Source organism: Enterococcus sp. DIV1368d, from assembly GCF_050542975.1.
Lineage (GTDB): Bacteria > Bacillota > Bacilli > Lactobacillales > Enterococcaceae > Enterococcus_D > Enterococcus_D casseliflavus.
In genome coordinates this window covers 3109279-3134126 of sequence record NZ_CP172939.1, presented here as the reverse complement: position 1 = coordinate 3134126, position 24848 = coordinate 3109279, and the positions used below count along the sequence as shown (strand labels likewise).

General features: G+C 43.2%; 23 protein-coding genes. 18 read left to right on the top strand and 5 right to left on the bottom strand.

Going from position 1 to position 24848, the window contains the following annotated elements:
- Positions 1-129 precede the first annotated feature (129 nt).
- From acpS to pcp, 8 genes are all read left to right on the top strand, one after another.
- The gene (gene acpS / locus IGJ44_RS14730; protein WP_015510424.1) at positions 130-495 is read left to right on the top strand and encodes a holo-ACP synthase; all 366 of its coding nucleotides are present in this window, start codon (positions 130-132) and stop codon (positions 493-495) included.
- Positions 496-617: 122 nt separating this feature from the next.
- Positions 618-1739 (top strand): alanine racemase, encoded by a 1122-nt coding sequence (alr, locus tag IGJ44_RS14725; protein WP_074536114.1) that lies wholly within the window; start codon positions 618-620, stop codon positions 1737-1739.
- Between the two features lie 9 nt (positions 1740-1748).
- Positions 1749-2120 carry a type II toxin-antitoxin system PemK/MazF family toxin gene (locus IGJ44_RS14720; protein WP_005227961.1) on the top strand — a complete coding sequence of 124 codons (372 nt, stop codon included), beginning with the start codon at positions 1749-1751 and terminating at the stop codon, positions 2118-2120.
- 8 nt (positions 2121-2128) lie between these two features.
- A complete protein-coding gene (locus tag IGJ44_RS14715; RefSeq protein ID WP_005227970.1) occupies positions 2129-2425 on the top strand; it encodes a hypothetical protein in 297 nt (98 codons plus the stop codon).
- Between the two features lie 300 nt (positions 2426-2725).
- Complete coding sequence (gene rlmN / locus IGJ44_RS14710) at positions 2726-3793, top strand: 23S rRNA (adenine(2503)-C(2))-methyltransferase RlmN (protein WP_231435901.1); 1068 nt, start codon at positions 2726-2728, stop codon at positions 3791-3793.
- Positions 3794-3988: 195 nt separating this feature from the next.
- Positions 3989-4672, top strand: a complete 684-nt coding sequence (locus IGJ44_RS14705) for a DUF969 domain-containing protein (protein ID WP_010749105.1) — start codon at positions 3989-3991, stop codon at positions 4670-4672.
- Positions 4673-5593 (top strand): DUF979 domain-containing protein, encoded by a 921-nt coding sequence (locus IGJ44_RS14700; RefSeq protein WP_005227977.1) that lies wholly within the window; start codon positions 4673-4675, stop codon positions 5591-5593.
- Between the two features lie 30 nt (positions 5594-5623).
- Positions 5624-6271, top strand: coding sequence for a pyroglutamyl-peptidase I (pcp, locus tag IGJ44_RS14695; RefSeq protein WP_005227979.1), 648 nt, complete (start codon positions 5624-5626; stop codon positions 6269-6271).
- Between the two features lie 151 nt (positions 6272-6422).
- Here pcp and IGJ44_RS14690 read toward each other — a convergent pair whose 3' ends face one another.
- On the bottom strand, positions 6423-7298 hold the full coding sequence (locus IGJ44_RS14690; RefSeq protein WP_317726542.1) for an IS3 family transposase: 876 nt from the start codon (positions 7296-7298) through the stop codon (positions 6423-6425).
- Positions 7268-7834, bottom strand: a complete 567-nt coding sequence (locus IGJ44_RS14685; RefSeq protein WP_016249831.1) for a helix-turn-helix domain-containing protein — start codon at positions 7832-7834, stop codon at positions 7268-7270. The genes IGJ44_RS14690 and IGJ44_RS14685 overlap by 31 nt, the downstream gene beginning before the upstream one ends.
- A 426-nt stretch (positions 7835-8260) precedes the next feature.
- Here IGJ44_RS14685 and IGJ44_RS14680 point away from each other — a divergent pair, with 426 nt between their 5' ends.
- Positions 8261-9922, top strand: a complete 1662-nt coding sequence (locus IGJ44_RS14680; protein ID WP_005227982.1) for a peptide ABC transporter substrate-binding protein — start codon at positions 8261-8263, stop codon at positions 9920-9922.
- A gap of 100 nt (positions 9923-10022) precedes the next feature.
- Here IGJ44_RS14680 and IGJ44_RS14675 read toward each other — a convergent pair whose 3' ends face one another.
- Positions 10023-10358 carry a DUF3899 domain-containing protein gene (locus IGJ44_RS14675; RefSeq protein WP_005227990.1) on the bottom strand — a complete coding sequence of 112 codons (336 nt, stop codon included), beginning with the start codon at positions 10356-10358 and terminating at the stop codon, positions 10023-10025.
- A gap of 84 nt (positions 10359-10442) precedes the next feature.
- Between IGJ44_RS14675 and opp3b the strand changes: the two genes are divergently transcribed.
- The 5 genes from opp3b to IGJ44_RS14650 are packed head-to-tail and all read left to right on the top strand — an operon-like array spanning position 10443 to position 15461.
- Positions 10443-11384, top strand: a complete 942-nt coding sequence (opp3b, locus tag IGJ44_RS14670; protein ID WP_005227991.1) for an oligopeptide ABC transporter permease — start codon at positions 10443-10445, stop codon at positions 11382-11384.
- Positions 11384-12427, top strand: a complete 1044-nt coding sequence (locus IGJ44_RS14665) for an ABC transporter permease (protein ID WP_074536693.1) — start codon at positions 11384-11386, stop codon at positions 12425-12427. Before opp3b ends, IGJ44_RS14665 begins: the two co-directional genes overlap by 1 nt.
- Positions 12427-13479, top strand: a complete 1053-nt coding sequence (locus IGJ44_RS14660) for an ABC transporter ATP-binding protein (protein WP_216593164.1) — start codon at positions 12427-12429, stop codon at positions 13477-13479. Before IGJ44_RS14665 ends, IGJ44_RS14660 begins: the two co-directional genes overlap by 1 nt.
- Before the next feature lie 14 nt (positions 13480-13493).
- Complete coding sequence (locus IGJ44_RS14655) at positions 13494-14432, top strand: ABC transporter ATP-binding protein (RefSeq protein ID WP_005227998.1); 939 nt, start codon at positions 13494-13496, stop codon at positions 14430-14432.
- A gap of 30 nt (positions 14433-14462) precedes the next feature.
- Complete coding sequence (locus IGJ44_RS14650; protein WP_010749109.1) at positions 14463-15461, top strand: RNA-guided endonuclease TnpB family protein; 999 nt, start codon at positions 14463-14465, stop codon at positions 15459-15461.
- Positions 15462-15606: 145 nt separating this feature from the next.
- Here the strand turns inward: IGJ44_RS14650 and IGJ44_RS14645 are convergent, their stop codons facing one another.
- Positions 15607-16437, bottom strand: coding sequence for an NUDIX domain-containing protein (locus IGJ44_RS14645; protein WP_005228002.1), 831 nt, complete (start codon positions 16435-16437; stop codon positions 15607-15609).
- A 50-nt stretch (positions 16438-16487) separates the two neighbouring features.
- Positions 16488-16763 (bottom strand): hypothetical protein, encoded by a 276-nt coding sequence (locus tag IGJ44_RS14640; protein WP_074536694.1) that lies wholly within the window; start codon positions 16761-16763, stop codon positions 16488-16490.
- A gap of 356 nt (positions 16764-17119) precedes the next feature.
- On the opposite strand from IGJ44_RS14640, the gene metG reads away from it, so the two are divergent.
- The 4 genes from metG (at position 17120) to abc-f (ending at position 24655) form a co-directional block, all read left to right on the top strand.
- The gene (gene metG / locus IGJ44_RS14635) at positions 17120-19126 is read left to right on the top strand and encodes a methionine--tRNA ligase (RefSeq protein ID WP_167827393.1); all 2007 of its coding nucleotides are present in this window, start codon (positions 17120-17122) and stop codon (positions 19124-19126) included.
- 262 nt (positions 19127-19388) lie between these two features.
- Positions 19389-22067: a cation-translocating P-type ATPase gene (locus IGJ44_RS14630; RefSeq protein WP_430605891.1), complete on the top strand. Its 2679-nt coding sequence runs from the start codon at positions 19389-19391 to the stop codon at positions 22065-22067.
- A 170-nt stretch (positions 22068-22237) separates the two neighbouring features.
- Positions 22238-22666 (top strand): hypothetical protein, encoded by a 429-nt coding sequence (locus tag IGJ44_RS14625; RefSeq protein WP_005228008.1) that lies wholly within the window; start codon positions 22238-22240, stop codon positions 22664-22666.
- Between the two features lie 495 nt (positions 22667-23161).
- On the top strand, positions 23162-24655 hold the full coding sequence (abc-f, locus tag IGJ44_RS14620; RefSeq protein ID WP_074536696.1) for a ribosomal protection-like ABC-F family protein: 1494 nt from the start codon (positions 23162-23164) through the stop codon (positions 24653-24655).
- Positions 24656-24848 lie beyond the last annotated feature (193 nt).

Here is a 24848-nt window from a genome sequence, read left to right as displayed (position 1 = left end):
TCTTAATCTCCGTATAAACTCGTCAGATTTGAATGGTAATTCGCCATTTTTTTGGTAGAATGGTAACTAGCTGAACAAGGGGTATTTCCAATTTGGAAAACCCTATCTTAGGTGAAGGTAGAGAAAAGAATGATCAAAGGAATCGGGATCGATGCAGTCGAGCTGCCTCGAATGAAAGAATTAATTGAAAAAAAACCTCAGTTTATAACGCGTATTTTAACAGAGAAGGAAGCAAAATTATTTGCACGCTTGCCGCTGAAACGTCAGGTAGAGTTCCTTGGCGGGCGCTATGCCTGCAAAGAAGCGTTCTCGAAAGCTTGGGGGACAGGGATCGGCAAAGTTTCTTTTCATGATATTGAAGTCTTGACCAATGAATTCGGTGCCCCGATCGTTACTAAAGCACCGCATCCTTTAGAAAAAACGTTTGTCAGTATCACCCATACAAATGATACTGCTTTTGCACAAATTATTTTAGAAGTACTAGATAGTGAATAAACCAAGTTGAAGTAGTCTGTCAGTCAAGAAGACTTTGATACTTCATGGACGAACAGCCGACTACATAAAACCAACTTAATTTGTTCGTCTGATCAAGCACTAGTAGAAAGAAGGAACTGGAAATGGTGGTTGCTTACCATAGACCAACGAAAGCGATAATTGATACAACTGCGATTACCGAGAACATCAAACATGAGATTGCTCACTTACCAAGCGAGACATTTCTTTTTGCGGTGGTCAAAGCGAATGGTTACGGACACGGAGCGGTTCAAACCGCTCTTGCAGCCAAAGAAGGCGGCGCAGATGGTTTTTGCGTTGCGACGATCGATGAAGCGATCGAATTGAGAGAAGCAGGGATTACTGACCCGATTTTGATCTTAGGTGTCGTGAATGTGTGTGATATTACCTTGCTGACGACCTATGATTTGTCATTTCCAGTCGCTTCGATGGACTGGCTGATAGAAGCAGGCGCTTATTTAGAGGAGAACCCTCTAAATAAGCCGCTTAAAGTGCATATCAAGGTGGATACTGGTATGGGGAGAATCGGCTTTTTGACTGTCGAAGAAGTGCGCCAAGCCGTTCTTTGGTTAGAAGATCACCCCTCTTTTGAGTGGGAAGGGATCTTTACCCATTTCTCCACAGCGGATCAAGTAGACACGAGCTATTGGGAAACCCAGCATCAACGTTTTAAAGAAGTCTTAACTGTTTTGCCCTATTTGCCGACATATATACATACAGGCAATAGCGCAACCTCTTTATGGCACAAAGAAGCAGTAGGAAATATGGTCCGTTTTGGGATCGCAATGTATGGGTTGAACCCATCAGGTCATGCGCTGAGCGAACCATTTTCCTTAAAACCTGCGCTTTCGCTCGTTTCTGAACTGATACAAGTGAAATTACTTGAAAAAGGAGCGGGGATTGGCTATGGTGAAACATATATCACTCCACGTCAGGAATGGATCGGCACCGTGCCTATCGGTTATGCTGACGGCTGGTTACGAAAAATGCAAGGCTTCTCGATCTTAGTAGAAGGCGAGCGTTGTGAGATCGTCGGTCGAGTGTGTATGGATCAATTGATGATTCGTTTGCCGCGGGCATTTGCTGTCGGTACACCAGTCACCTTGATCGGTGAGAATCATGGGGAACAAATTACGATGCAGGATGTTGCAGACCAGTTAGAAACGATTCACTATGAAGTAGCGTGTACCCTTTCAGCAAGGGTTCCGCGAGAATATAAAAGTTAGGGTGGTCCTATGGTAAAAAGGGGAGATATTTATTTTGCCGATCTTTCACCAGTGGTTGGATCGGAGCAAGGCGGGATACGTCCAGTCTTGATCATTCAAAATGACTTGGGGAATCACTTCAGTCCCACTGTGATCATTGCGGCGATCACGGCAAAAATGGCGAAGCCGAAATTACCAACGCATATTGGGATTTCCGCTTCCTGCACAGGGATTGGCAAAGACTCCGTCATTTTGATGGAACAGATTCGCACGATCGACAAAAGCCGTTTGAAAGAAAAGGTTTGTCACTTAGACGATAAAGTGATGTGTGAAGTCGATGCTGCCTTGATGATCAGTATTGGTGTTGAGCCGACTTTTGCCACATCAACGATCGAGGTGTAAATCTGTCAATGGGGTATGTAGTATTAATAGCAGTTGTCATTTTATTGAGTTTCTTTACGTATAAACATATTCGCCGTTTTCTTTCAGAAACAAAAAAGCGCAACGAAACCATGGAACAAGGATATTATCTTGTGAGTCATACATATGAAGAAAAGCGGGAACAGACACATTATTACGGCGTTTTTCAGCAGGGAGACAAAGAGCTGATACTAGAAATGTCGCTACAACTTTATTTGCAACTGCAGCCGCCGCAACGGGGCATGTTGACCGCCAAAGAAGGCAGAGTGCTTTCTTTTGAAATGTGATCATGTAATGAAAGTAACGCGCACGAGGAAACAGCCCCCTCATGAAAACAAGCAGGAAAGAGCCGCTTTGTTTCGTACATCGGAGCAGGTTCTGTCACTGCTTGTTTTTTTCATGCAGGTCTTTGTGAGAGGTTTCCTATGGACAAAGATTCAATGAATGGAAGAAAGAGCATCTTCAAAAAAGAGGAATACCACAAAAGCGTGGGGCTAGAATGCTTTGAAGATCAGCCAATGTACGGTTGCTTTTCACAAAGAATTCAGTTATAGTATGTAGCGACTAGTTTGAAAAGAGGGAAAAAAGTGAACCCATCGATTTATGGACTTACCAAATCAGATCTATCTTTGTGGATAACTGAACAAAAAGAAAAGAAATTCCGTGCCAACCAAGTGTGGGAGTGGCTCTATGAAAAACGAGTAACCAGCTTTGAAGAAATGACCAACCTACCGAAACCTTTGATTGAGAAACTGTCGGCAGCCTTTGTGATCAATCCCCTGAAACAGATGGTGGTGCAAGAAGCCAGTGACGGAACCGTCAAGTATTTATTCCAATTGCCAGACAATCACATGATTGAAACGGTCTTGATGCGTCAAGAATATGGCATGTCCGTTTGTGTGACGACCCAAGTCGGCTGCAACATCGGCTGTACGTTTTGTGCCAGTGGGTTATTAAAGAAGCAACGAGACTTAACGGCAGGCGAGATCGTGGCTCAAATCATGTTAGTACAACACTATTTTGATGAACGCAATGAGGGGGAACGAGTCTCTCACGTGGTGGTCATGGGGATTGGCGAACCCTTTGATAACTATGACAATGTGATGCATTTCTTACAGATCATCAATGACCCGAAAGGCTTAGCGATCGGCGCGCGGCATATTACTGTGTCAACCAGCGGCTTAGCGCATAAAATTAGAGAGTTTGCGGAGAACGGCTTGCAAGTGAACCTAGCGATTTCGCTGCATGCCCCAAATAACGAAGTCAGAACCTCCATGATGCGGATCAATCGGAGTTTCCCGATTGAAAAGCTGATGGCAGCGGTCGACTATTATTTAGAAAAAACCAATCGTCGGATCACATTTGAGTACATCATGCTGGATCATGTCAATGACCGGCCAGAACATGCCCGTCAGTTGGCAGCTTTATTGAAGGATAAAAAGAAATTGTCCTACGTCAACTTGATCCCATATAACCCAGTGAGTGAGCATGACCAATACGCTCGAAGTAAAAAAGCTGATGTGTTAGCCTTTTATGACATTTTAAAGAAAAACGGTATCAATTGCGTGATCCGTAAAGAACACGGGACAGATATCGACGCAGCTTGCGGACAGCTGCGAAGCAAACAAATGAAAAAAGAAGCCTCCGCTTCTTAAACGTAAAAAGCAAAAGAAGAACTGCACAAGTGCAGTTCTTCTTTTTGTTATTTACTATCTAAGTAATTAAAAAACGCATTAAAGAAAGCGTATTCCTCGAAAGAAAATTCAAAAAACATTGTTTTACAAGAAAAAAATAGATTATACTAAAAGCTGGTATCCATTAAAAATAACTTATCGTGAAAGGATGATTTGATGGAATGGATTAAATTAATTGGTATTCTAGTTATTTTAGTCGGCTTTTTGCTGAAGCTAGATACTATTGCTGTCGTAATCGTTGCTGGTTTTGTCACCGCGCTTGTGTCGGGGATTTCTGTTGTTGATTTTTTAACAATGTTAGGAGAAGCGTTTGTCAATAATCGACTCGTTACACTGTTCTTACTAACACTACCGATGGTCGGCTTGTCAGAACGTTTTGGCTTGAAGCAGCAGGCAGTCATATTGATTGAAAAGATCAAAGGCTTAACACCAGGGAAGTTCTTGAGCTTGTACTTGTTTATTCGAGAACTTGCTGGCTTTTTCTCTATTCGGATCCAAGGACATACACAATTTATCCGCCCGATCGTTAACCCGATGGCGCAAGCTGCTGGGGAAAACAAATTTGGGGAACTGGATGAAAAAGATCAGGAAAAAATCAAAGCTCGGGCTGCCGCTAACGAAAACTTCGGGAATTTCTTTGCCCAAAATACCTTTGTGGCTGCTTCTGGTGTGCTATTGATCGTAGGAACATTGCAATCTCTTGGCTACGATGTGGCAGCTAGTTCGATCGCGCAAGCCTCATTGCCGATCGCATTGATCGTCTTAGTCATTGCTACATTGTCGAACTTGCTCTTTGATCGTAAATTAGCAAAAAAATATGGCAAGAAGGAGGACAAATAGATGGAAGGAATCGTTAACGGATTACTGGAATTCTTTTATATCTTGATCGGATTGCTGTCGATCATGACGGCTGTACGGGTTTTTCGCGAAGCGGATCATCCCACCCGATTAGGCACCTCTGCTTTTTGGTTACTGCTAGGGATCGTCTTTGCTTTCGGGAATTTCTTGCCGTATCTTGTGGACGGGATTTTGATCGTTTTGATGGGCTGTTTGACCTTCTTCAAACAAGTGCAGATTGGTAAAATCGTGGACGTGGATGATGAAAAAGCAGAAGCATCGGCTAAACGGATCGGTAGTACGATCTTCGTGCCATGTATCAGCTTAGCATTGATCGCTGTGGTGATTTCTTATACACCATTAGGAGGCCAAGTTGGAATCGGGATCGCATCGATCTTAGCGCTCTTGTTGGCAGTCGTGTTGACTTCCGCTAAACCGAAAACAGTGCTGGACGATTCCGACCGGATGCTTCGTCAAGTCGGAACTGCCGGTATCTTGCCGCAGTTATTAGCAGCACTAGGTGTCATTTTTAACGCTGCTGGTGTCGGTGATGTGATTTCTCAAGGAATCTCTGGTGTCGTGCCAGAAGGCAATCGTTTTATCGGTGTCGTGGCTTACTGTTTAGGAATGATGATCTTTACTATGATTATGGGAAATGGTTTTGCGGCATTTACCGTTATTACTGCAGGCATCGGTGTACCTTTTGTGATGGCGCAAGGCGGCGACCCAGTCGTTGCTGGTGCGTTGGCAATGACCGCTGGTTTTTGTGGCACATTGCTGACTCCGATGGCAGCCAATTTCAATGCACTGCCAGTGGCCTTGTTAGAGATGAAAGACCCCAATGGCGTCATTAAAGCACAAGCCCCAATTGCTTTATTATTGTTAGTGATCCACATCGCTTTAATGTACTTTTGGGCATTTTAGTGGTAAAACAAAGAGGGAAGGATGATGGAAATGAAACTACTAATTACCGGATTTGATCCATTTGGCGGAGAAGCAATCAATCCTGCCTTAGAAGCAGTGAAATTGTTGCCAGATACAATTCATGGTGCACAGATTGTGAAAGCAGAGATCCCCACTGTATTTGGGAAATCAGCAGCGATCGTCGCAGAGAAAATTGAAGAGATCCACCCAGATGTCGTTTTAAACATTGGCCAAGCGGGTGGACGGTTTGCCATCTCACCAGAACGAGTGGCGATCAATGTGGATGATGCCCGGATTCCTGATAACGAAGGCAATCAACCCGTCGATGAAGCGATCCAAACAGAAGGGAAGCCTGCTTACTTCACACAACTGCCGATCAAAGCAATGGTAGAAAACATGAAAAAAGCAGGAATACCTGCAGCCGTTTCTAATACTGCTGGAACCTTCGTCTGCAACCACATCATGTATCAAGTACAATACATGATCGATACAAAATACCCTGAAATGAAGGGCGGTTTTATCCACGTGCCGTTTATTCCTCAGCAAGTCGTCGATAAAGCAGGACAGCCTGCAATGAGCATCGAAGACATTGCCAAAGGATTGACTGCAGCGGTGGAAGCCATCGTTGATTATGCCGACAAAGAAGATCTAAAAGCAATTGGCGGCGCGATCCATTAATCATTAAAGAGGACATCCTTTCGGGGATGAAACAAATGTCTTTAAGGCGAGAAGACCTGATTAGCAAGCATGCGATCTGTAGTGACCCCAAAAAGTTAGACTTTTATGGAGTGGAGAAATCCACTCCTTTTTTGTACGATAAGATTAACTGTTAGACAGCTGTTTTTACAGCTTCTCGAAACTGAACCGGACTTCGCCAATTTAATTTCTTTTTGATGCGTTTATGGTTGTAATAATAGATATATTGGTCAATTTTTGTTTTCAATTCATCTAAACTCCGATAGACTTCTCCATGAAAAATCTCTTGCTTTAATAAACCAAAGAAGTTTTCCATAGGTGAGTTATCTAAACAATTCCCTTTACGAGACATACTCTGGAAGATTTTATGCTGCTTCAATTTATTCTTATAAGCATTCATTTGATAGGCCCATCCTTGATCTGAATGGAAGGTTCTACGAAATGGACAATCATTTGTCATCTGGATTGCTTCTTCTAATCCTTCCATTATGGCTAGTGCGTTTGGTTTTTCAGAAATCCGATAAGATAGAATTTCACTATTGTAGAAATCCATGAAAGGATCTAAATACAGCTTTTTCTGACGAACGACACCTGTGGTGTCTACTTCATAATACTTAAACTCTGTGGTATCAGTTGTAATTTTTTGGTGACAGATATTTGTATAAAACCGACGATGAATACGATTTTTGGCGACAGTACCAACCTTTCCACGATAAGAATTGTACCGTCGAGATTTTCGAGTGTAAGACTTTACTTCGATACCTAGTTTTTTTATCAGACGTTGAATCTTCTTTTTATTGACATGAATCCCTTGATTCTCTAATTCTTTTTTTAGTCGCAGACAGCCATAGTCTTTATGCTCTTTGCGAATTTCAAGCATTTTTTCTTCAATTTCTTGGTCTGGGTTTGGTCTGTCAAACCGTTTCTGCCAATACATATAGGTTGCTTTAGGAAATTTCAATGTTTCAAGAAGCTCAACTAGTTTGAATGATCCTCGGAGGCTGGCGATGATTCGTGCGATTGATTCTTGCGTCTTTGCTGGGCTTCCTGTTTTCGCAGCTTCCTCAACTCTTTTAAAAAGGCATTCTCAATTTGAAGGGATCGGACTTGCTTTTCTAATGCCTTGATACGCTCGCGTTCTTCAGTTGTTGTATTTTCTTTTTTGTTTTCTTTTTTTCTAGTCAAAGTAAGTGGTCGCCCTTTCTCTTTTGAGAGCCCCTCAATACCTGCTTCTCTGAAATTACGCATCCAATTGGCAATAAGCGCAGGGTTGTTCATTTCTAAAGTGCTAGCAACTTCTCGATAGGACATCTCACTTGTTTGATATAACTCTAGCGCATTTAACTTAAATTGAACAGAATATTTCTGATTTTGATGCTTTCTCAATAGACCTTCCTCTCCGTATTCACGATAGGCATTCACCCAATTACTTACTTGAGACTTGCTTGAAATACCGTATTTGTTGGCAAGATACCGATATCCGCCCACGCCACTAAGATATTCTTTAACGATTTTTAGTTTTAATTCAAAAGGATATTTTGCCATACAAATAACGACCCCCAAAAGTTAGATTTTTTGGTCTAACTTTTGGGGGTCGCTTCAATCAGGTCTTTTTTTGGACTATTTTGATAAAAATCATTGGCGATTTCTGTATGTTTACCCTTCTATCAGACATTTCTCATTTTGACGGATCAAATGAAAAAGAAAGACGGAAAATGAATGTAAGTTACATTTAACCATGTTTTTTTATTATTTTTTTTGCTTTATTTCTTATAAATAAAGAAAGGAAAAATAGCATTTAACGAATGTTTGATGAGAGTAAGGTAAGTAAATACCAAGAAAAATTTCTGTCAGAGATGTTTTTTATCGAAAAAAGGATTGCTTTTTTAATAATTATTAATTAAAATCTTATCTAACTTCAGAAATCGCATGATTATTCTGAAAATTAATTCAATTAAGGGGTAGGACAGGATGAAGAATAAATGGGCCTATGGTTTAGTGGCTGTGTGTGGCGTGGCGTTAGCCGGTTGTACAACGGGCGGAACAAATAGTTCAAGCAATGACACAGCAGCAAGCGGCGACAGCAGTGCAGAACAAGTGTTTAACGTAGTGGTTTCACAAGAAATGCCAAGTGCGGATCTCTCATTAGCAACCGATACGATCAGCTTCAGTGCATTGAACAATGTATATGAAGGACTGTATCGTTTGGATGCTGACAGTACACCACAACCTGCTGGTGCAGCTGAAGCAGCTGAAGTCAGCGAGGATGGACTGACTTACAAGATCAAATTACGTGAAGATGCGAAATGGTCAAATGGTGACCCTGTTACAGCAGCAGATTACGTCTATGGTTGGCAACGGACAGTCAAACCTGAAACAGCATCAGAATACGCGTATCTATTTTCACCAGTTAAGAACGCAGATGCCATCACAGCAGGCGATACGGATCCATCAGAGCTAGGCATCAAAGCAGTGGGGGATTATGAATTAGAAATCACCCTAGCAAAAGCAACACCTTACTTTGATTACTTATTAGCATTCCCATCCTTCTTCCCACAAAATCAAAAAGTGGTAGAAGAAAATGGCGATCAATATGCGTCAACTAGCGACAATGCTGTCTATAATGGACCGTTTGTCTTGACTGGGTTTGATGGACCAGGAACGGATACGGAATGGGCTTATGAAAAGAACGACCAATATTGGGACAAAGATACTGTTAAATTACAAACGATCAACGTAAGCGTCGTGAAGGAATCCTCAACTGCCTTGAACCTTTTCCAAGATGGGCAAGCAGATGATGTCATCCTAACAGGTGAATTAGCGCAACAAATGGCTAACGATGAAGCCTTCGTTTCTCAACCAGAAGCAACGACTTCTTACCTAGAATTGAACCAACGTGATGAAGATTCACCTTTCCGTAACGAAAACTTACGTAAAGCGATCTCTTATGCGATTGATCGTGATGCCTTAGTGACATCGATCTTAGGGGATGGTTCGATTGCTTCAACTGGGTTGGTACCAGAAGGTATGACCTTCAGCCCTGGCGATCATACGGACTTCACAGAAGCAGCTGGCAGCGTCATTGAATACAATGAAGAGCAAGCCAAAGAACATTGGGAAAAAGCCAAAGAAGAATTAGGGATCGATTCATTAGAATTTGATATCTTAGCTTCTGATACAGACTCAACGAAGAAAATCATTGAGTACTTGCAAGATACGATCGAAAAAACATTGGACGGTGTGAAAGTCACGTTAAGTCCAGTACCATTCTCTGTTCGTTTGGATCGTTCAAACGCTGGTGATTTTGATACAGTAATGGGCGGTTGGGGTGCTGACTATGCCGATGCAAGTAGCTTTACTGACTTGTTTACGACAGGCAACTCATACAACCGTGGACAATGGAGCAACGAAGAATACGATGCAGCCGTTGAAGCAGCGGGTACAACCAATGCCAATGACCCTGACAAACGTTGGGAAGACCTAGTCAATGCAGAAAAAATCATTATGAATGAACAAGGTGTCATTCCAGTTTATCAAAAAGCGGAAGCACACTTACGTGCAACAAAAGTCAAAGGTGTTGTTGCTCACGCAGCGGGCGCACAATACGACTACAAGTGGACATCAATCGAATAATCACGAGTAGTTGACTTGAAATGCCGAAGAAAAGGCTGGGACAATTTCTTGTCTCAGCCTTTTGCTTCTCATTTCAATGAGTAAAACTATAAGAATGAAATTAACTAGTAGCAATCATTAAAAAGAGCAATGAAAGGAATAACAAGAAGACACCAGGCCATAACCAAAAGGCGTAGCTCTGTTTGCCGACTTGGGATAATTTCAGATAATCTGTTTTATTTTTGGAAAAAGCTTTCTTCATGGAGTATTGAAAATGGTCAAAGAAACCAGAAGCAAATACCCATAAAAAACCGCCAATGATCAAAAAGAACAGCGCCCACAAGAAAAGGGCATCTGAAAGAGCTGCTATGGAAAATTCATTTTTTATGGCTAACCATCCGCCAGAAATTGCGAGGCATAGGAGGGGTATGAGCCCACTACTTTTTTTTATTTTCATGATCTGACTCCTTTTTAATGATTCGTACTATGTTAATTTACATAATTATTGAATAGAAGTCAAAATACTTAAGGGGGAAACTGCGTGAACAGCTTTTTGAAATATTTATTGAAACGAGTGTTCTACATGGTCTTAACATTATGGCTGATTGCCACGATCACCTTTTTCTTGATGCAATTTTTGCCAGGAACACCATATACGAATGCTGAAAAATTAAGTCCAGAACAAATTGCCTTGCTAAACGAGCAAGCAGGATTGGACAAACCGATCATTACCCAATATTGGCTTTATTTGACCAATTTACTAAAAGGTGACTTTGGGATCTCTTTCCAATTTAAAAACCAGCCAGTAGCGAATTTATTATCAGGAAGAATCGGACCTTCACTGCAACTAGGGCTACAAGCGATCATCTTTGGTACGTTCTTTGGGATCATTTTAGGAACGATCTCTGCGATGAAACAAAATACTTGGATCGATACAACGTCTACCTTGGTGGCGATCTTAGGACGTTCGATCCCTAACTTTGTCTTTGCCGTGTTGCTGCAATACATTTTTGCCATCAAACTAGGGATCTTACCGATTGCTAAGTGGGAGACTTTTGCCAGCACGATCCTACCGACCGTCGCCTTGGCGATGTCGCCGTTAGCGGATTCCGCCAGGTTTATTCGAACCGAGATGGTGGAAGTGCTGCATAGTGATTATGTCGAGTTGGCACGAGCAAAAGGGTTGAGCCGCTGGGAAATTGCCTTCAAGCATGGTTTGCGGAATAGTTTGATTCCGTTATTGACGCTGTTAGGACCGCTAGCTGTCGGTTTGATGACGGGTTCTCTTGTCGTAGAAAATATTTTTGCGATCCCAGGTATCGGTGAACAGTTCGTAAAATCAATCATGACCAATGACTATCCAACGATCATGGCGGTAACAATTCTTTATTCCGCGATGTTGGTCTTTGTTATTCTTGTTGTTGATATTTTATATGGAATCGTTGATCCGCGGATCCGAGTTTCAGAAGGGAGTCGTGGCTAATGGCAGAGAAACCTTACACAGCAAATGATGTTGCTGCCATCGATGCAGCCAAATTTCAACCGTTACAAAAAAATACCAATGAAGAGCGTGAAGCGATCGCAACCCCTTCATTAACGTTTTTCCAAGATTCATGGCGTCGTCTGAAAAAGAACAAAGCCGCTGTTTTCTCAATCATTTTGCTGCTGATCATTATCGCGATCTCAATCATTACGATTTTTGTCTCGCCACATGATCCAACTGCGCAAAATGTGACCTTTACAAATCTGCCGCCGAAAATTCCTGGTATCAACATCAATGGCTTAAACGGCTATGCGATGGTGGGAGGCGAGCTAGTAGATAAGTATGCAGCTGCCAATGTTCCTGACGGGACGTATTTCCTTTTAGGAACGGATGGCTTGGGTCGTGACCTATTGAGTCGTCTATTTGTAGGAACACGTATTTCCTTGTTGATCGCGTTTATCGCGGCAATGCTTGACATCATCTTTGGTGTAACCTATGGCCTGATCTCTGGTCTTTTAGGTGGACGGATCGATAATGTGATGCAACGTTTTCTAGAAATCTTATCTGGTATTCCCAACTTAGTGGTAATGATCTTGATGTTGGTGGTTTTTGAACCTGGGATCTTCTCGATCGTGGCAGCAATGGCGATCACTAACTGGATTCCAATGGCGCGGATCGTACGGGCCCAAACGATGAAACTAAAAGATCAAGAATTCGTTTTAGCCGCAACGACGCTGGGGGAAAGTCGCCTCAAGATTGCGATGAAACACATATTACCGAATATTTCCAGCGTGATCATCGTACAAATGATGTTCAGTATTCCCTCGGCGATTTTCTTCGAGGCCTTCCTAAGCTTTATTGGGCTAGGATTAAAACCACCTTCAGCATCTTTAGGGATGTTACTAAGCGATGGCTACAAAACCTTCTTGTTCCTGCCTTACCAAATGTGGGTACCAGCTGTGACCTTGTCTGTGATTATGATTGGGTTCAACTTGCTGGCAGACGGTTTGCGTGATGCCTTTGATCCGAAAATGAAAGAGTGATTGCTATGAAAAAAGTCTTAGAAGTGAAAAACTTAGAAATTTCTTTTGACACCTTTGCTGGGAAAGTCCAAGCGATCCGCGATGTCAGTTTCGATCTATACAAAGGAGAAACCTTGGCGATCGTGGGCGAATCTGGGAGCGGCAAGTCCGTGACGACCCGCAGTATCATGGGGTTGTTAGCCAGCAATGCCAATGTCGATAATGGCCAGATCCTCTTCAATGGGACGGACATTTTGAAAAAATCCGAAAAAGAACTGCAAAAAATCCGTGGCAAGGAAATCGCCATGATTTTCCAAGATCCAATGACTTCATTGGACCCAACGATGCCGATTGGCAAGCAAGTGGCAGAATCATTGATGAAGCACAACAAAATCAGTAAAAAAGAAGGCTTGCGACAAGCGTTGGAACTATTGAACCTTGTCGGCATCCCGAATGCTGAGAAACGCTTGAAAAATTATCCGCATCAATTTTCTGGTGGTCAGCGGCAGCGGATCGTCATTGCGATCGCGTTGATCTGTTACCCGCAGATCTTGATTGCAGATGAACCAACGACTGCATTGGATGTAACGATCCAAGCACAAATCTTAGAGTTATTAAAAGATATCCAGAAGAAAATCAATTCGTCCATCGTCTTCATTACCCATGACTTAGGGGTCGTTGCCAATGTGGCGGATCGGGTGGCCGTGATGTACGGTGGGAAAATCGTCGAAGTGGGGACCGCAGAAGAGATCTTCTATAACCCACAACATCCATACACTTGGGGCTTGTTAGGTTCGATGCCGACGTTAGAAGGAACAGGCGATCGCTTGTACGCGATTCCTGGTTCACCTCCAGATTTGTTAGATCCGCCAACAGGTGATGCTTTTTATCCACGGAACGAGTTTGCCTTGCAGATCGATGCTGAACAGCAACCGCCATTCTTTGACGTCTCACCGACGCACAAAGCGGCCACTTGGCTGTTAGCGCCACAAGCACCGAAAGTGACTCCGCCGGATGAGATCTTGATTCGCTGGAAAAAATTCCAAGAAAAAAATACTCAGGCATCTGTCTAAAGGAGGAGAAACGGTTGGAAAAAGTTTTACTTGAAGTAAAGAATCTCAAACAATATTTTAACGTTGGCCGCAAAGACGAAGTCAAAGCCGTCGATGATATCTCCTTCCAAATCTATGAAGGAGAAACCTTTGGTCTAGTCGGTGAATCCGGAAGCGGAAAATCGACGACTGGACGGACGGTGATTCGTTTGAATAACCCTACCGGAGGCGAAGTTCTTTTTGATGGACAAGATGTTATGAAAATCAAAGGCAAGAAACCACTGGCTGATTTTCGTCGAGAAGTTCAAATGGTCTTCCAAGATCCTTATGCTTCCTTGAATCCACGGATGAAAGTTCGGGACATTATTGCCGAAGGGATCGATATCAACGGACTAGCCAAAAATGAAAAAGAACGCAATGATCGGGTGGATGAACTTTTGCGAACCGTCGGACTAAACCCAAGTCACGGGACCCGTTATCCTCATGAATTTTCAGGTGGACAACGTCAGCGGATCGGGATCGCCCGCGCGTTAGCCGTCGATCCAAAATTCATCATCTGTGATGAACCAATCTCGGCATTGGATGTTTCGATCCAAGCCCAAGTCGTCAACTTGCTGCAAGATCTGCAAGAAGAACATAAATTGACGTACTTGTTTATCGCCCATGATTTATCGATGGTCAAACACATCAGCGATCGGATCGGCGTGATGCACAACGGCAAACTGCTAGAAGTAGGCACCAGCGATGAAATCTATCATTACGGGGTCCATCCGTATACTGAAAGTCTTTTATCAGCGATTCCGCTGCCAGATCCTGACCATGAGCGTCAACGCAAACGGATCAAATACGTCAGCGAACCAAACGATAACCAAGAACGAGCAATGGAAGAGATCGCACCAGGACATTTCGTTTATGCCACGAAAAAAGAAGCCAAGATCTATCAAGAAAAGTTAGCACAAAAAAAGGGGAACTAGCGTCAAAGGTATAGGGAGTGTTAGGAGGAGATGAAACTGGGTGTTTTAAAAGCATACAAATTTCGGATCTATCCTAATGGACAGCAAAAACAGTTTTTCATCGAAACCTTCGGCTGTGTACGTTTTACGTACAATCAACTGCTGGAGGCAAAGATGGAGGAGCTGGCCAACAATGAAGCAAAGCAAGGGTTGACGCCAGCCAAACTAAAAAAGGAGTATCCTTTTTTGAAGGAGACCGATAGTTTGGCATTGGCGAATGCACAACGGAATCTGGACCGAGCGTTTCGAAATTACTTTCAAAAGCGGGCTGGCTTTCCAAAAATGAAAACCAAAAAAAGTATCTGGCAATCGTATACCACCAATAATCAGCAGCACACCATTTATTTTGAAGACGATCAAATCAAGCTGCCAAAGCTTAAAACATTGGTTCCCGTAAAAAAGCATCGGGCGATCAAAGGGAAGATCAAATCGGCAACGATCTCAGCAAAAAACAACGAAGAGTTTTACATCTCGATCCTTTGCTTGGAAGAGATCCCGCCATTGCCGAAGCAGCAAGCCTCTGTCGCTGTTGTTTATGATCCGCAGCAGTTGGTCAAAGCCAACCAGCCGATACCCATCACCTGTGAGCATGCCATCCAAACGAAGCAAAAGCTGACGCGAGCAGAACGCAAACTTCAGGTGAAAGCGACGGCGGTCAAACGGAAGAAAATCCTTTTGACCCAGGCGCGAAATTATCAGAAGCTAAAAGGAAAGGTCGCTCGCCTTTATCGTTTTCACTGCTGTCAAAAGCGGGAATTCATCGATCAAGTCAGCTACCATCTCGTAAAACAGTACGATACAATCTATTTGGAACAAATCGCAGAAGATACGGTTTTAAAAGCTGGTCATTACAGCATCAGTGATTGGCATCAATTCGTTCGCAAAATCCAGTACAAAGCGCAGTGGTACGGCAAAGAACTGCGGTTTGTCACGTTGGATACGCAGGACCAACAGAAGCTAGAACGGCTCTCAGGCGAAATGAGCAGCTGAGTCGCTTGAACTGGAAGGAACGCCAGGGATCGCCTAGGGTATAGAAAAAATCTTTCTGATTTTTGTTTCTAGGAACCACGTTCACTAATTATGATTAACCAGCAACCCCCTGCCAAACTACGGTCTGACAGGGGGTTGTATTTTTTTACATTTTGTCACCTAAAAATGCGTCATTTAAGCGATAGATCTTTGAGGGACGCCCGATGCCGACGGGCTTTTCGCCAACTTCCGTAAAATATTGGAGCATGGATTTTTTAAAGTTGGAATGATCGATCATTTTAAAATCGATCCCTAAAAACTTGGCGAATACTTTACGGGCTTCCGTGATCGTAAAGTCTTTGCCTAACACGAGCAGCACTTGTGGCTCGTGTTCCATCTTGTTGGCAACCCGTTTGAAAGCTTTGAGGATGATCGCGCTGTGGTCAAAAGCCAACGTATCTTTTCCAACAGAGGCGCCAGTCACTAGGTCAAGAATGATCTCGATCTCGCCGCTGGTCAAATAAATTTGATTGGCTTTTCTTTCTAAAGAGAACCAGCGTACTTGGTTCGCATCGTCACCGGCACTTAAGGGTTCTTCACCGATAAAAGCCAAATAGCTGACGGTGATCACCCAACCGCGAGGATCGCGATCTGGGGTGCTGAAGGTATGCAGCTGTTCGATGTTTTGCTTGGAGATGGTGACCCCGATCTCTTCTTGCGTCTCACGGATCACACTTTGCCCCGTCGATTCATTGGGATTGACGAAGCCTCCCGGCAATGCCCAAGAATTACGGAAAGGGTGGCCTTTTCTTTGGATCAGCGCAATTTTTAATTGTTCTTCTTCTTTGTTGTAACACATCAAAACCATATCGACGGTTACGGAAGGTTTCTCGTATTTCGGCTGATCTTGCGCCTGATACCATGTAAGAAACTCTGCTTCTGACGCTTCTTTTTCATAGTAGTGTTTTTCAGCTGATTTTGAGGTAAATTCTTTCATTGGTTTCTCCTGCCTTAGATAAAGTAAGTAGCTGAACGCGACGGTTTTCCTTAACGGAAAAAATAAGGAACGATCAAATTAAGGAAAAATAATGCGAGATAAAGCCAAGAAGACGGCGGGTGTTCTTTGAGTGCTGAATAGCCCCAAAGAGCGATCCAGAGCAAAAAAAGCACACGGAGGACTGCCATCGCTGTTGCAAAGAGCGCAGCATAATCATGGCTATTGAAGTACGCAAACAAAAAGGGGTAACTTGGGGTTGAAAAAAGCAAGTGTCCCACAGAAAGCACAGTTAAAAGCAAAAAATGCTGTTTGTTTTTTCGAGTCATAGCGTTCCTTTCTATAAGTGAAGTCTTCCTCATTATAGCAAAAGAAGCACCTGTTAATCAAAGAGAGATAAAACACCTTTATTTCCTAAGAGATTCGTTGTCAGGATCAGATTCTTCCCCTAGAACATTGAAGTGAACGGCTATCTGCGCTATGATAACTAGTAGAAAAGAAATGCTCAAATCTGCTGGTTTATTTGCTGCGTATTAAGGAGCAAAGCGATTCCTTTGTTCCTTGTAGACCATGGAAAAAGGTCTTAGGTTATCCGCTTTTTTGATTAAAATTATAGCATTTTTGGGTTGCGAACTGTATACTACCTAAGTATACACTTTACTAGTGAAAAGGAGGACTTGCGTCCATGGCTGAAAAAGAAACATTCTATATTACGACGCCAATTTATTATCCAAGCGGCAAGCTGCATATCGGGAATTCTTACACGACGATCGCTTGTGATGCGGTAGCACGATACAAACGATTGATGGGCTTTGATGTCTTTTATTTGACGGGTGTCGATGAGCACGGTCAAAAAATCGAGAAAAAAGCAGAAGAACTTGGCGTAGATCCGCAAGAATACGTCGATAAAATGGCAGCTGACGTCAAGAAACTATGGAACACACTAGACATCAGTTACGATAAATTTATCCGTACAACGGATGATTACCATAAAAAAGCCGTTCAAAAAATCTTCCAGCAATTGCTTGATCAAGGAGATATCTATCTTGGTGAATATGAAGGGTGGTATTCCGTTTCTGATGAAGAATACTTTACTGAAACGCAATTAGCAGAAGTTTACCGAGATGAAGAGGGCAAAGTCATCGGCGGTAAAGCGCCAAGCGGTCATGAGGTAGAATTGGTGAAGGAATCTTCTTATTTCTTCCGCATGAGCAAATATGCCGATCGTTTGGTTGAATACTATGATGAGCACCCAGAGTTCATTCAACCAGAATCACGTAAAAATGAAATGCTGAATAATTTCATCAAACCAGGCTTAGAAGACCTGGCTGTTTCCAGAACGACCTTTAAATGGGGCATCCCAGTCACTGCTAGCCCTGAACACGTGGTGTATGTGTGGATCGATGCGTTATCCAACTATATTACGGCATTAGGCTATGGCTCAGACGACGATTCCTTGTTCCAAAAATACTGGCCAGCTGACGTGCATATGGTTGGGAAAGAAATCGTGCGTTTCCATACGATCTATTGGCCAATCATGCTGATGGCATTAGACTTGCCATTGCCGAAAAAAATCTTTGGCCATGGCTGGTTGATGATGAAAGACGGCAAGATGTCGAAATCTAAAGGCAATGTCGTTTATCCAGAAATGTTAGTGGAGCGCTACAGCTTAGATGCGTTGCGTTATTACCTCTTACGGGCGGTTCCTTTTGGCAGCGATGGTGTGTTTACACCAGAAGATTTCGTTTCTCGTTTGAACTACGATCTAGCCAATGACTTAGGCAACCTGTTGAATCGGACGATCGCTATGATCAATAAATATTGTGATGGCTTAGTCCCAGATTATGCCTCAAAAGTGACGCCTTTTGATAGCGAGCTGTCAACGACTGCTGCCAATGTTGTTGGTCGTTACCATGAAGCCATGGATAAAATGGAATTCAGTACGGCATTGTCAGAAGTATGGACGTTGATCTCCCGTGCCAACAAATACATTGACGAAACTCAACCATGGGTATTAGCCAAAGAAGAAGAAAAGCGTGCTGAATTAAACAGTGTAATGGTTCATTTAGCGGAAAGCTTACGCATCGTTGCGATCTTATTGCAACCGGTGATGACAGAAACACCAGCCAATATTTTCCAACAATTAGGACTGGCTTCTGTTGCCATGGATTTGAAAGATTTACGCTTTGGTGAATTTCCAAGCGGCACGAAAGTCGTTGCCAAAGGCACACCGATTTTCCCTCGTTTGGAACTTGAAACAGAAGTAGTCTACATCCAAAAGAAAATGGCTGAAGGGACGCAAAGTCCAGAAGAAACAGTCAAATGGAATCCAGAAGAAACCACATTGCAATCCGAAAAAGCCGAGATCAAATACGAAGACTTCGACAAGATCGAATTAAAAGTGGCAGAAGTCGTTGACTGTCAAAAAGTCAAAGGCGCCGACAAGTTGCTGCAATTCCGCTTAGCTGCGGGAGATGATCAAGATCGTCAAATTTTATCGGGGATCGCTGAATTTTATCCAGAACCGCAAGATTTGATCGGTAAAAAAGTCGTGATCGTTGCTAACTTGAAACCGCGGAAAATGCGGGGACAAGTCAGCCAAGGAATGATCCTTTCAGCAGAAGACAATGACGGTCGTCTGCAAATCGTGGAAGCACCAAAAGGCATGCCAAACGGCTCGATCATCGCCTGATTCTTAGGAGAAATCCTTCTGCTAGTTTCAGCAAAAATAAAATTGCCAGACCTGAAAAGTTTTTGTATAATGTAGGTTATTGACATGAACATGAGGGAGTAATTGGCGGATTTCATCTGCGGCAGTATCACCATCCTGAAAGAAATTTCTGGTGCTGTCTTAAACAGTGAGACTTATGTATGCTTAGACAGTGCATACATAAGTCTATTTTTTTTCATATCATGTACAATAAAGGAAGAGTAAATATAAAAGGAGGAGAAACATGTCAGAAGAAAACAAAAAGGAACAGCTATCGCAGGCGTTTTATGCGCAAGAAGCGCAGCATGTTCTGGAAGAAATGCAAACAGATGCCAATGGATTAACGAACGATGAAGCACAAAAACGCTTATCTGAGTACGGTCCCAACGAATTAGAAGAAGGCAAAAAGAAATCGATGGTACAAAAATTCTTTGAACAATTCAAAGATTTGATGATCATCGTTTTGCTAGCGGCGGCGATTATCTCAGCAGTCGTTTCCCATGAAGTCGTGGACTCAATTATTATTTTAGCAGTTGTCATTATCAACGCGATCATGGGTGTCGTTCAAGAGGCGAAGGCGGAGCAGGCCATCGAAGCGCTAAGAGAAATGTCCACCCCAAATGCCAATGTCTTGCGTAATGGTCATACCGTCACGATTAAGAGTGATGAATTGGTTCCGGGGGATATTGTCCTGTTAGAAGCTGGCGATGTCGTACCGGCAGATTTACGCCTTTTAGAAGCAAGTTCTTTAAAAATTGAAGAAGCTGCTTTGACCGGTGAGTCCGTACCAGTCGAAAAAGAATTGACCGTCATCGAAGGGACGGATGTCGGGATCGGCGATCGCGTCAATATGGCGTACTCAAACAGTAATGTGACCTATGGCCGCGGAAAAGGGGTCGTGGTCAATACAGGGATGGGAACTGAAGTTGGGAAAATCGCTGGCATGTTGGCTAGCGCCCAAGAAACCGAAACACCGTTGAAGCGTAACTTAAATGAACTAGGAAAATTCCTGACGATCGCCATCATTATCATTGCAGTGGTCATGTTCTTTGTTGGAACGATCTTTAACAATACCTCATGGGTCGACATGCTATTGACGTCGATCTCATTAGCAGTAGCGGCGATCCCAGAAGGGCTGCCAGCGATCGTAACGATCATCTTAGCCTTAGGTACGCAAGTAATGGCGAAACGAAATGCAGTGATCCGTAAATTGCCAGCGGTTGAAACCCTTGGGGCAACCGATATTATCGCTTCTGATAAAACTGGTACGTTGACGTTGAATCAAATGACCGTGGAAAAATTGTATGTCAATGACAAGCAACATGCTGCTTCAGAAGATATTCCGTTAGACAACATGGCATTAAAAGTCATGAACTTTGCCAATGATACAAAATTTGGTGAAGAAGGCAACTTGATCGGTGATCCGACCGAGACCGCATTGGTGCAATTCGGGATGGATCAAGGATTCCATGTGCGAGATCTTGTCAATCAAGAACCACGGGTAGCAGATTTGCCATTTGATTCTGACCGAAAACTTATGAGTACGATCCACCAAAAAGAAGACGGTCGCTATTTAGTTGCTGTCAAAGGCGCACCAGATGTCTTGCTAGGCAGAACCTCAAAAGTACTACTGGACGGCCAAGAGCTGCCGATGACCAATGAAGAAAAAGAAAAAATCTTATTCAACAATACCGATATGGCAAAACAAGCACTGCGGGTATTGGGGATGGCCTACAAATATGTAGACCAAGTACCAGAAAACTTAGAATCAGAAATCGTCGAAAATGATTTGGTCTTTGCTGGCTTAGTCGGAATGATCGACCCAGAACGGGCAGAAGCAGCCGATGCGGTACGTTTAGCCAAAGAAGCTGGGATTCGTCCAATCATGATCACCGGAGACCACCGCGATACAGCTGAAGCCATTGCGGGACGTTTAGGGATCATCAAACCGGGCGATGATGATGCCGTCTTGACTGGCGCTGAACTCAATAAAATGAGCGAAGAAGAGTTTGCCCAAAAGGTAGCGAACTACTCAGTCTATGCACGGGTATCACCTGAACATAAAGTTCGGATCGTCAAAGCTTGGCAACAAGAAGGCAAAGTCGTTGCCATGACTGGTGACGGGGTCAACGATGCACCGTCACTGAAGCAAGCCGATATTGGTGTCGGCATGGGGATCACAGGTACCGAAGTTTCTAAAGGTGCTTCCGATATGGTCCTAGCAGATGACAACTTCGCTACGATCGTCGTAGCAGTGGAAGAAGGACGAAAAGTCTTCTCCAATATTCAAAAAGCGATTCAATACTTGCTAGCCGCTAACCTAGGGGAAGTTTTGACCTTGTTCTTAGCAACCTTGTGGGGTTGGGACTCGCTATTGCCGATCCACTTGCTTTGGATCAACCTAGTAACGGATACCTTCCCAGCAATTGCTTTAGGAATGGAGCCTGCTGAAAAAGATCTAATGAAACATGCACCGCGGGGACGCAGTTCCAACTTCTTCTCTGGTGGTGTGATGAGCAGTATCATCTACCAAGGGATCTTAGAAGCGGCAACCGTGCTGTTCGTTTATTGGTCAGCGATCCAATGGCCCGTTCACAATACGTACGATGCGATCCATGCCGATGCCTTAACGATGGCCTTTGCCACGTTAGGATTGATGCAGTTGTTCCATGCCTTCAACGTCAAATCGATCCATCAGTCGCTCTTTAAAGTAGGGGCATTTAGAAACAAAGCCTTCAACTGGGCGATCCTGTTGTCCTTTGCGTTGATGCTGGTGATCTTCATCGTGCCAGGATTAAATGATATCTTCCGTGTTGCACACCTTGACTTGTATCAATGGGGCATCGTTTTAGGCGCCTCCTTTGCGATCATTCCAGTCGTTGAGATCGTCAAAGCGATCCAACGAGCAATGGGACGCAAATAAGCCAAAAATAAACGGAAAAACAATCAATGGTCTGCTGTCCTTCTCACTGGGCAGCAGGCCTTTTTTGCTGGCTTATTTTCGATAAACCCTGCGGCTGTTACTTGACCTTTTCATTTGCAGTAAGAAACGGTAAAATAGGAGATAATAACAAAGAAAGTAGGGGACCCACTGTGCGACCAAACTTAGGTTTTTATGTACAAACAATCAACGATCTTGTCAAAGAAACAGAAGCGATCGGGGAGAAAATGAATCCCAATTATGAAGAGATCCGCAAAGCGATCGACGAGAAGAAAGAAGCCGAGGTAACACCTGAGCGGCTAGCTGAGATTACCAGAATTTTTAAAGAAGGCACGGACAAATACCGCTTGATGCTGGAAAAAATCAGCAAATTGCGTCCCCCAGCGAATGTGATGGGGATCCATAAAAAATTCGAACGGGCGTATATGAAATATGTTGCTGGCTGTGATGAGATGATTTTGAGTCTCGATAACAAAATCGACCAAGAAGCCTTTGATGCGGCAGAAGCCAAGCAAGATGAAGCAACCGACGAAATTTCTTTTGCCATTCAACGGATGACGGCTTTATTGTTAAAAAAATGATAAACATTCAAGTTAAACAAGAGTTATTTAATTTAACTGTTATGTTTTTCACATGTAAAGTTTTTTTATCGGAGGTATAATGAATTCACAACCAACAACCTTTTTATTTTTCATTTTACTCCTTTTGCCATCAGGACTAACCAACCTGATGGTTTTTTTGTGTTTCAAGTGTTTTTTAATGAAACGTTTCCAGCGATAACGGGTTTAGTTTGTGAATAAAATATAAAGGAAAAGCAGCAGGGGGTACTGAACTTGCGCTTTTTTGCCGATCAATGCTATACTTAGGGCACTATTAAACGAAATGAGGGATCCTCCATTGAAAAATTAACCAATTTGTTGAAAGCTGCATGAAACTGTTCCTCCAAGGGGATAGTCTGCAGATTTTCAGGATTGGTTGACTTTTTCGATGGGGGATCTTTTTGTGTACCTCTAAAAACTGATTCTGAAAATAGCATTAGGTCTACTCTATTCCGTGAATAGAGATGAGGTATATTTATGTCGAATATCAGTATTAATCATTTAACTTTTGGCTTTGACAGCCAAGAACGGTTGCTTTTTGAGGATGCCAACTTGAACCTTGATACACAATGGAAATTAGGGTTGATTGGCAGAAATGGTCGCGGCAAAACGACCTTGCTGCGTTTGCTGCTCAATGAATTGCCTTATAGCGGCTCGATCACCCATGAGCAGCAATTCGTTTATTTTCCCTTAACCGTCGCTGACGATCAGCAACTGACGCTTTTTGTTTTACAGGAATCTGGCGAATTTGAGCAGTGGCGTTTGGAACGGGAATTGAACCTGCTGCAGCTTGATCCAGAAGTTCTTTGGCGGCCCTTTGCCACTTTATCTGGCGGCGAGCAAACGAAAGTCCTGTTGGCGCGGTTGTTCGTTGATGAAGAGAATTTTCCTTTGATCGATGAACCAACCAACCATTTGGATGTGACTGCTCGCGAACATGTTGCCCGCTATTTGCAGCAAAAAACCGGGTTTATCGTTGTGAGCCATGACCGACAGTTTGTCGATGAAGTCGTCGATCATGTATTGGCGATCGAAAAAAGCCGCTTGGTGCTGTACAAAGGGAATTATTCAGTCTATGAGCTGCAAAAGCAGCAAAAAGATGCGTATGAGCAAGAACAAAACAGCAAGTTGAAAAAAGAAATCGGTCGTTTGAAGCAGACGGCAGCCGAGAAAGCGGAGTGGTCCCGAGGACGGGAACGGGACAAATTAGGGTCGCCGACCAAAAAAGGCAGCGGGGCAATCTTTGATACGGGGGCGATCGGTGCCCGAGCGGCACGGACCATGAAGCGCTCGAAAGCGATCGTTAAACGGATGGAAGATCAAATTCAAGACAAGTCTGCGTTGTTAAAAGACATTGAGTGGATTGATCCTCTGAAAATGACTCCGCTTGTTAGCCATCATGATGTGTTGCTGGAAGCAGAGCATTTTCAGCTCGGCTATGAGCAGCCTTTGTTTAAACCGCTGACGTTTGCGATCCGTCAAAAAGAGCGCTTGGGGATTCAAGGGGCCAACGGATCTGGCAAGTCCAGTTTGATTGCGAGTATTTTAGGTACTTTCGATGGACAGCAGACAGGGACGATCAAAACAGCCCATGGGATCACCATCAGTTATGTCCGACAAAACTACGAGGACAACTGTGGGATGCTGACAGAATTTGCCCAAGAGCATGGCTTGAATTATCAAGATCTGCTAAATAACTTAAAAAAGCTTGGCTTGGAAAGAGCTGTCTTTCAAACGCCGATCCAGCAAATGAGCATGGGGCAGCGTAAACGCGTGGAACTAGCCAAATCATTAGCGACACCAGCAGAATTGTTTATCTGGGATGAACCGCTAAATTATTTGGACGTCTTCAATCAGAAGCAATTAGAGGAAGTGATCCATTTGGTGGAGCCTTCTATGCTGATCATTGAACACGACCGTTATTTTCTTGAGCAAGTTTCAACGAAATTGCTGACGCTGACGGGTGACTGAGGCGAAGGATAGAATGAAAAAGGATGATTGTTTTTTTAAATAATCATCCTTTTTTTGTTATTTTAAAAGAAGAAATACTGATGGTCTTAGTAAACAATTACTAAAGGTGCTTTTGGACAAAAAGTCGCGTAAAAATAGTGTTAATATCAATGGATACTAAAGGTTTGATAATTTTTACCCGTTTTTCATGAAA

What these genes read in the sequence shown, in the direction of transcription:
- acpS (WP_015510424.1), top strand. Translation starts at nt 130, where the DNA reads ATGATCAAAGGAATCGGGATCGATGCAGTCGAGCTGCCTCGAATGAAA.
- alr (WP_074536114.1), top strand. Translation starts at nt 618, where the DNA reads ATGGTGGTTGCTTACCATAGACCAACGAAAGCGATAATTGATACAACT.
- IGJ44_RS14720 (WP_005227961.1), top strand. Translation starts at nt 1,749, where the DNA reads ATGGTAAAAAGGGGAGATATTTATTTTGCCGATCTTTCACCAGTGGTT.
- IGJ44_RS14715 (WP_005227970.1), top strand. Translation starts at nt 2,129, where the DNA reads ATGGGGTATGTAGTATTAATAGCAGTTGTCATTTTATTGAGTTTCTTT.
- IGJ44_RS14705 (WP_010749105.1), top strand. Translation starts at nt 3,989, where the DNA reads ATGGAATGGATTAAATTAATTGGTATTCTAGTTATTTTAGTCGGCTTT.
- IGJ44_RS14700 (WP_005227977.1), top strand. Translation starts at nt 4,673, where the DNA reads ATGGAAGGAATCGTTAACGGATTACTGGAATTCTTTTATATCTTGATC.
- pcp (WP_005227979.1), top strand. Translation starts at nt 5,624, where the DNA reads ATGAAACTACTAATTACCGGATTTGATCCATTTGGCGGAGAAGCAATC.
- IGJ44_RS14685 (WP_016249831.1), bottom strand. Translation starts at nt 7,834, where the DNA reads ATGGCAAAATATCCTTTTGAATTAAAACTAAAAATCGTTAAAGAATAT.
- IGJ44_RS14680 (WP_005227982.1), top strand. Translation starts at nt 8,261, where the DNA reads ATGAAGAATAAATGGGCCTATGGTTTAGTGGCTGTGTGTGGCGTGGCG.
- IGJ44_RS14675 (WP_005227990.1), bottom strand. Translation starts at nt 10,358, where the DNA reads ATGAAAATAAAAAAAAGTAGTGGGCTCATACCCCTCCTATGCCTCGCA.
- IGJ44_RS14665 (WP_074536693.1), top strand. Translation starts at nt 11,384, where the DNA reads ATGGCAGAGAAACCTTACACAGCAAATGATGTTGCTGCCATCGATGCA.
- IGJ44_RS14650 (WP_010749109.1), top strand. Translation starts at nt 14,463, where the DNA reads ATGAAACTGGGTGTTTTAAAAGCATACAAATTTCGGATCTATCCTAAT.
- IGJ44_RS14645 (WP_005228002.1), bottom strand. Translation starts at nt 16,437, where the DNA reads ATGAAAGAATTTACCTCAAAATCAGCTGAAAAACACTACTATGAAAAA.
- IGJ44_RS14640 (WP_074536694.1), bottom strand. Translation starts at nt 16,763, where the DNA reads ATGACTCGAAAAAACAAACAGCATTTTTTGCTTTTAACTGTGCTTTCT.
- metG (WP_167827393.1), top strand. Translation starts at nt 17,120, where the DNA reads ATGGCTGAAAAAGAAACATTCTATATTACGACGCCAATTTATTATCCA.
- IGJ44_RS14630 (WP_430605891.1), top strand. Translation starts at nt 19,389, where the DNA reads ATGTCAGAAGAAAACAAAAAGGAACAGCTATCGCAGGCGTTTTATGCG.
- abc-f (WP_074536696.1), top strand. Translation starts at nt 23,162, where the DNA reads ATGTCGAATATCAGTATTAATCATTTAACTTTTGGCTTTGACAGCCAA.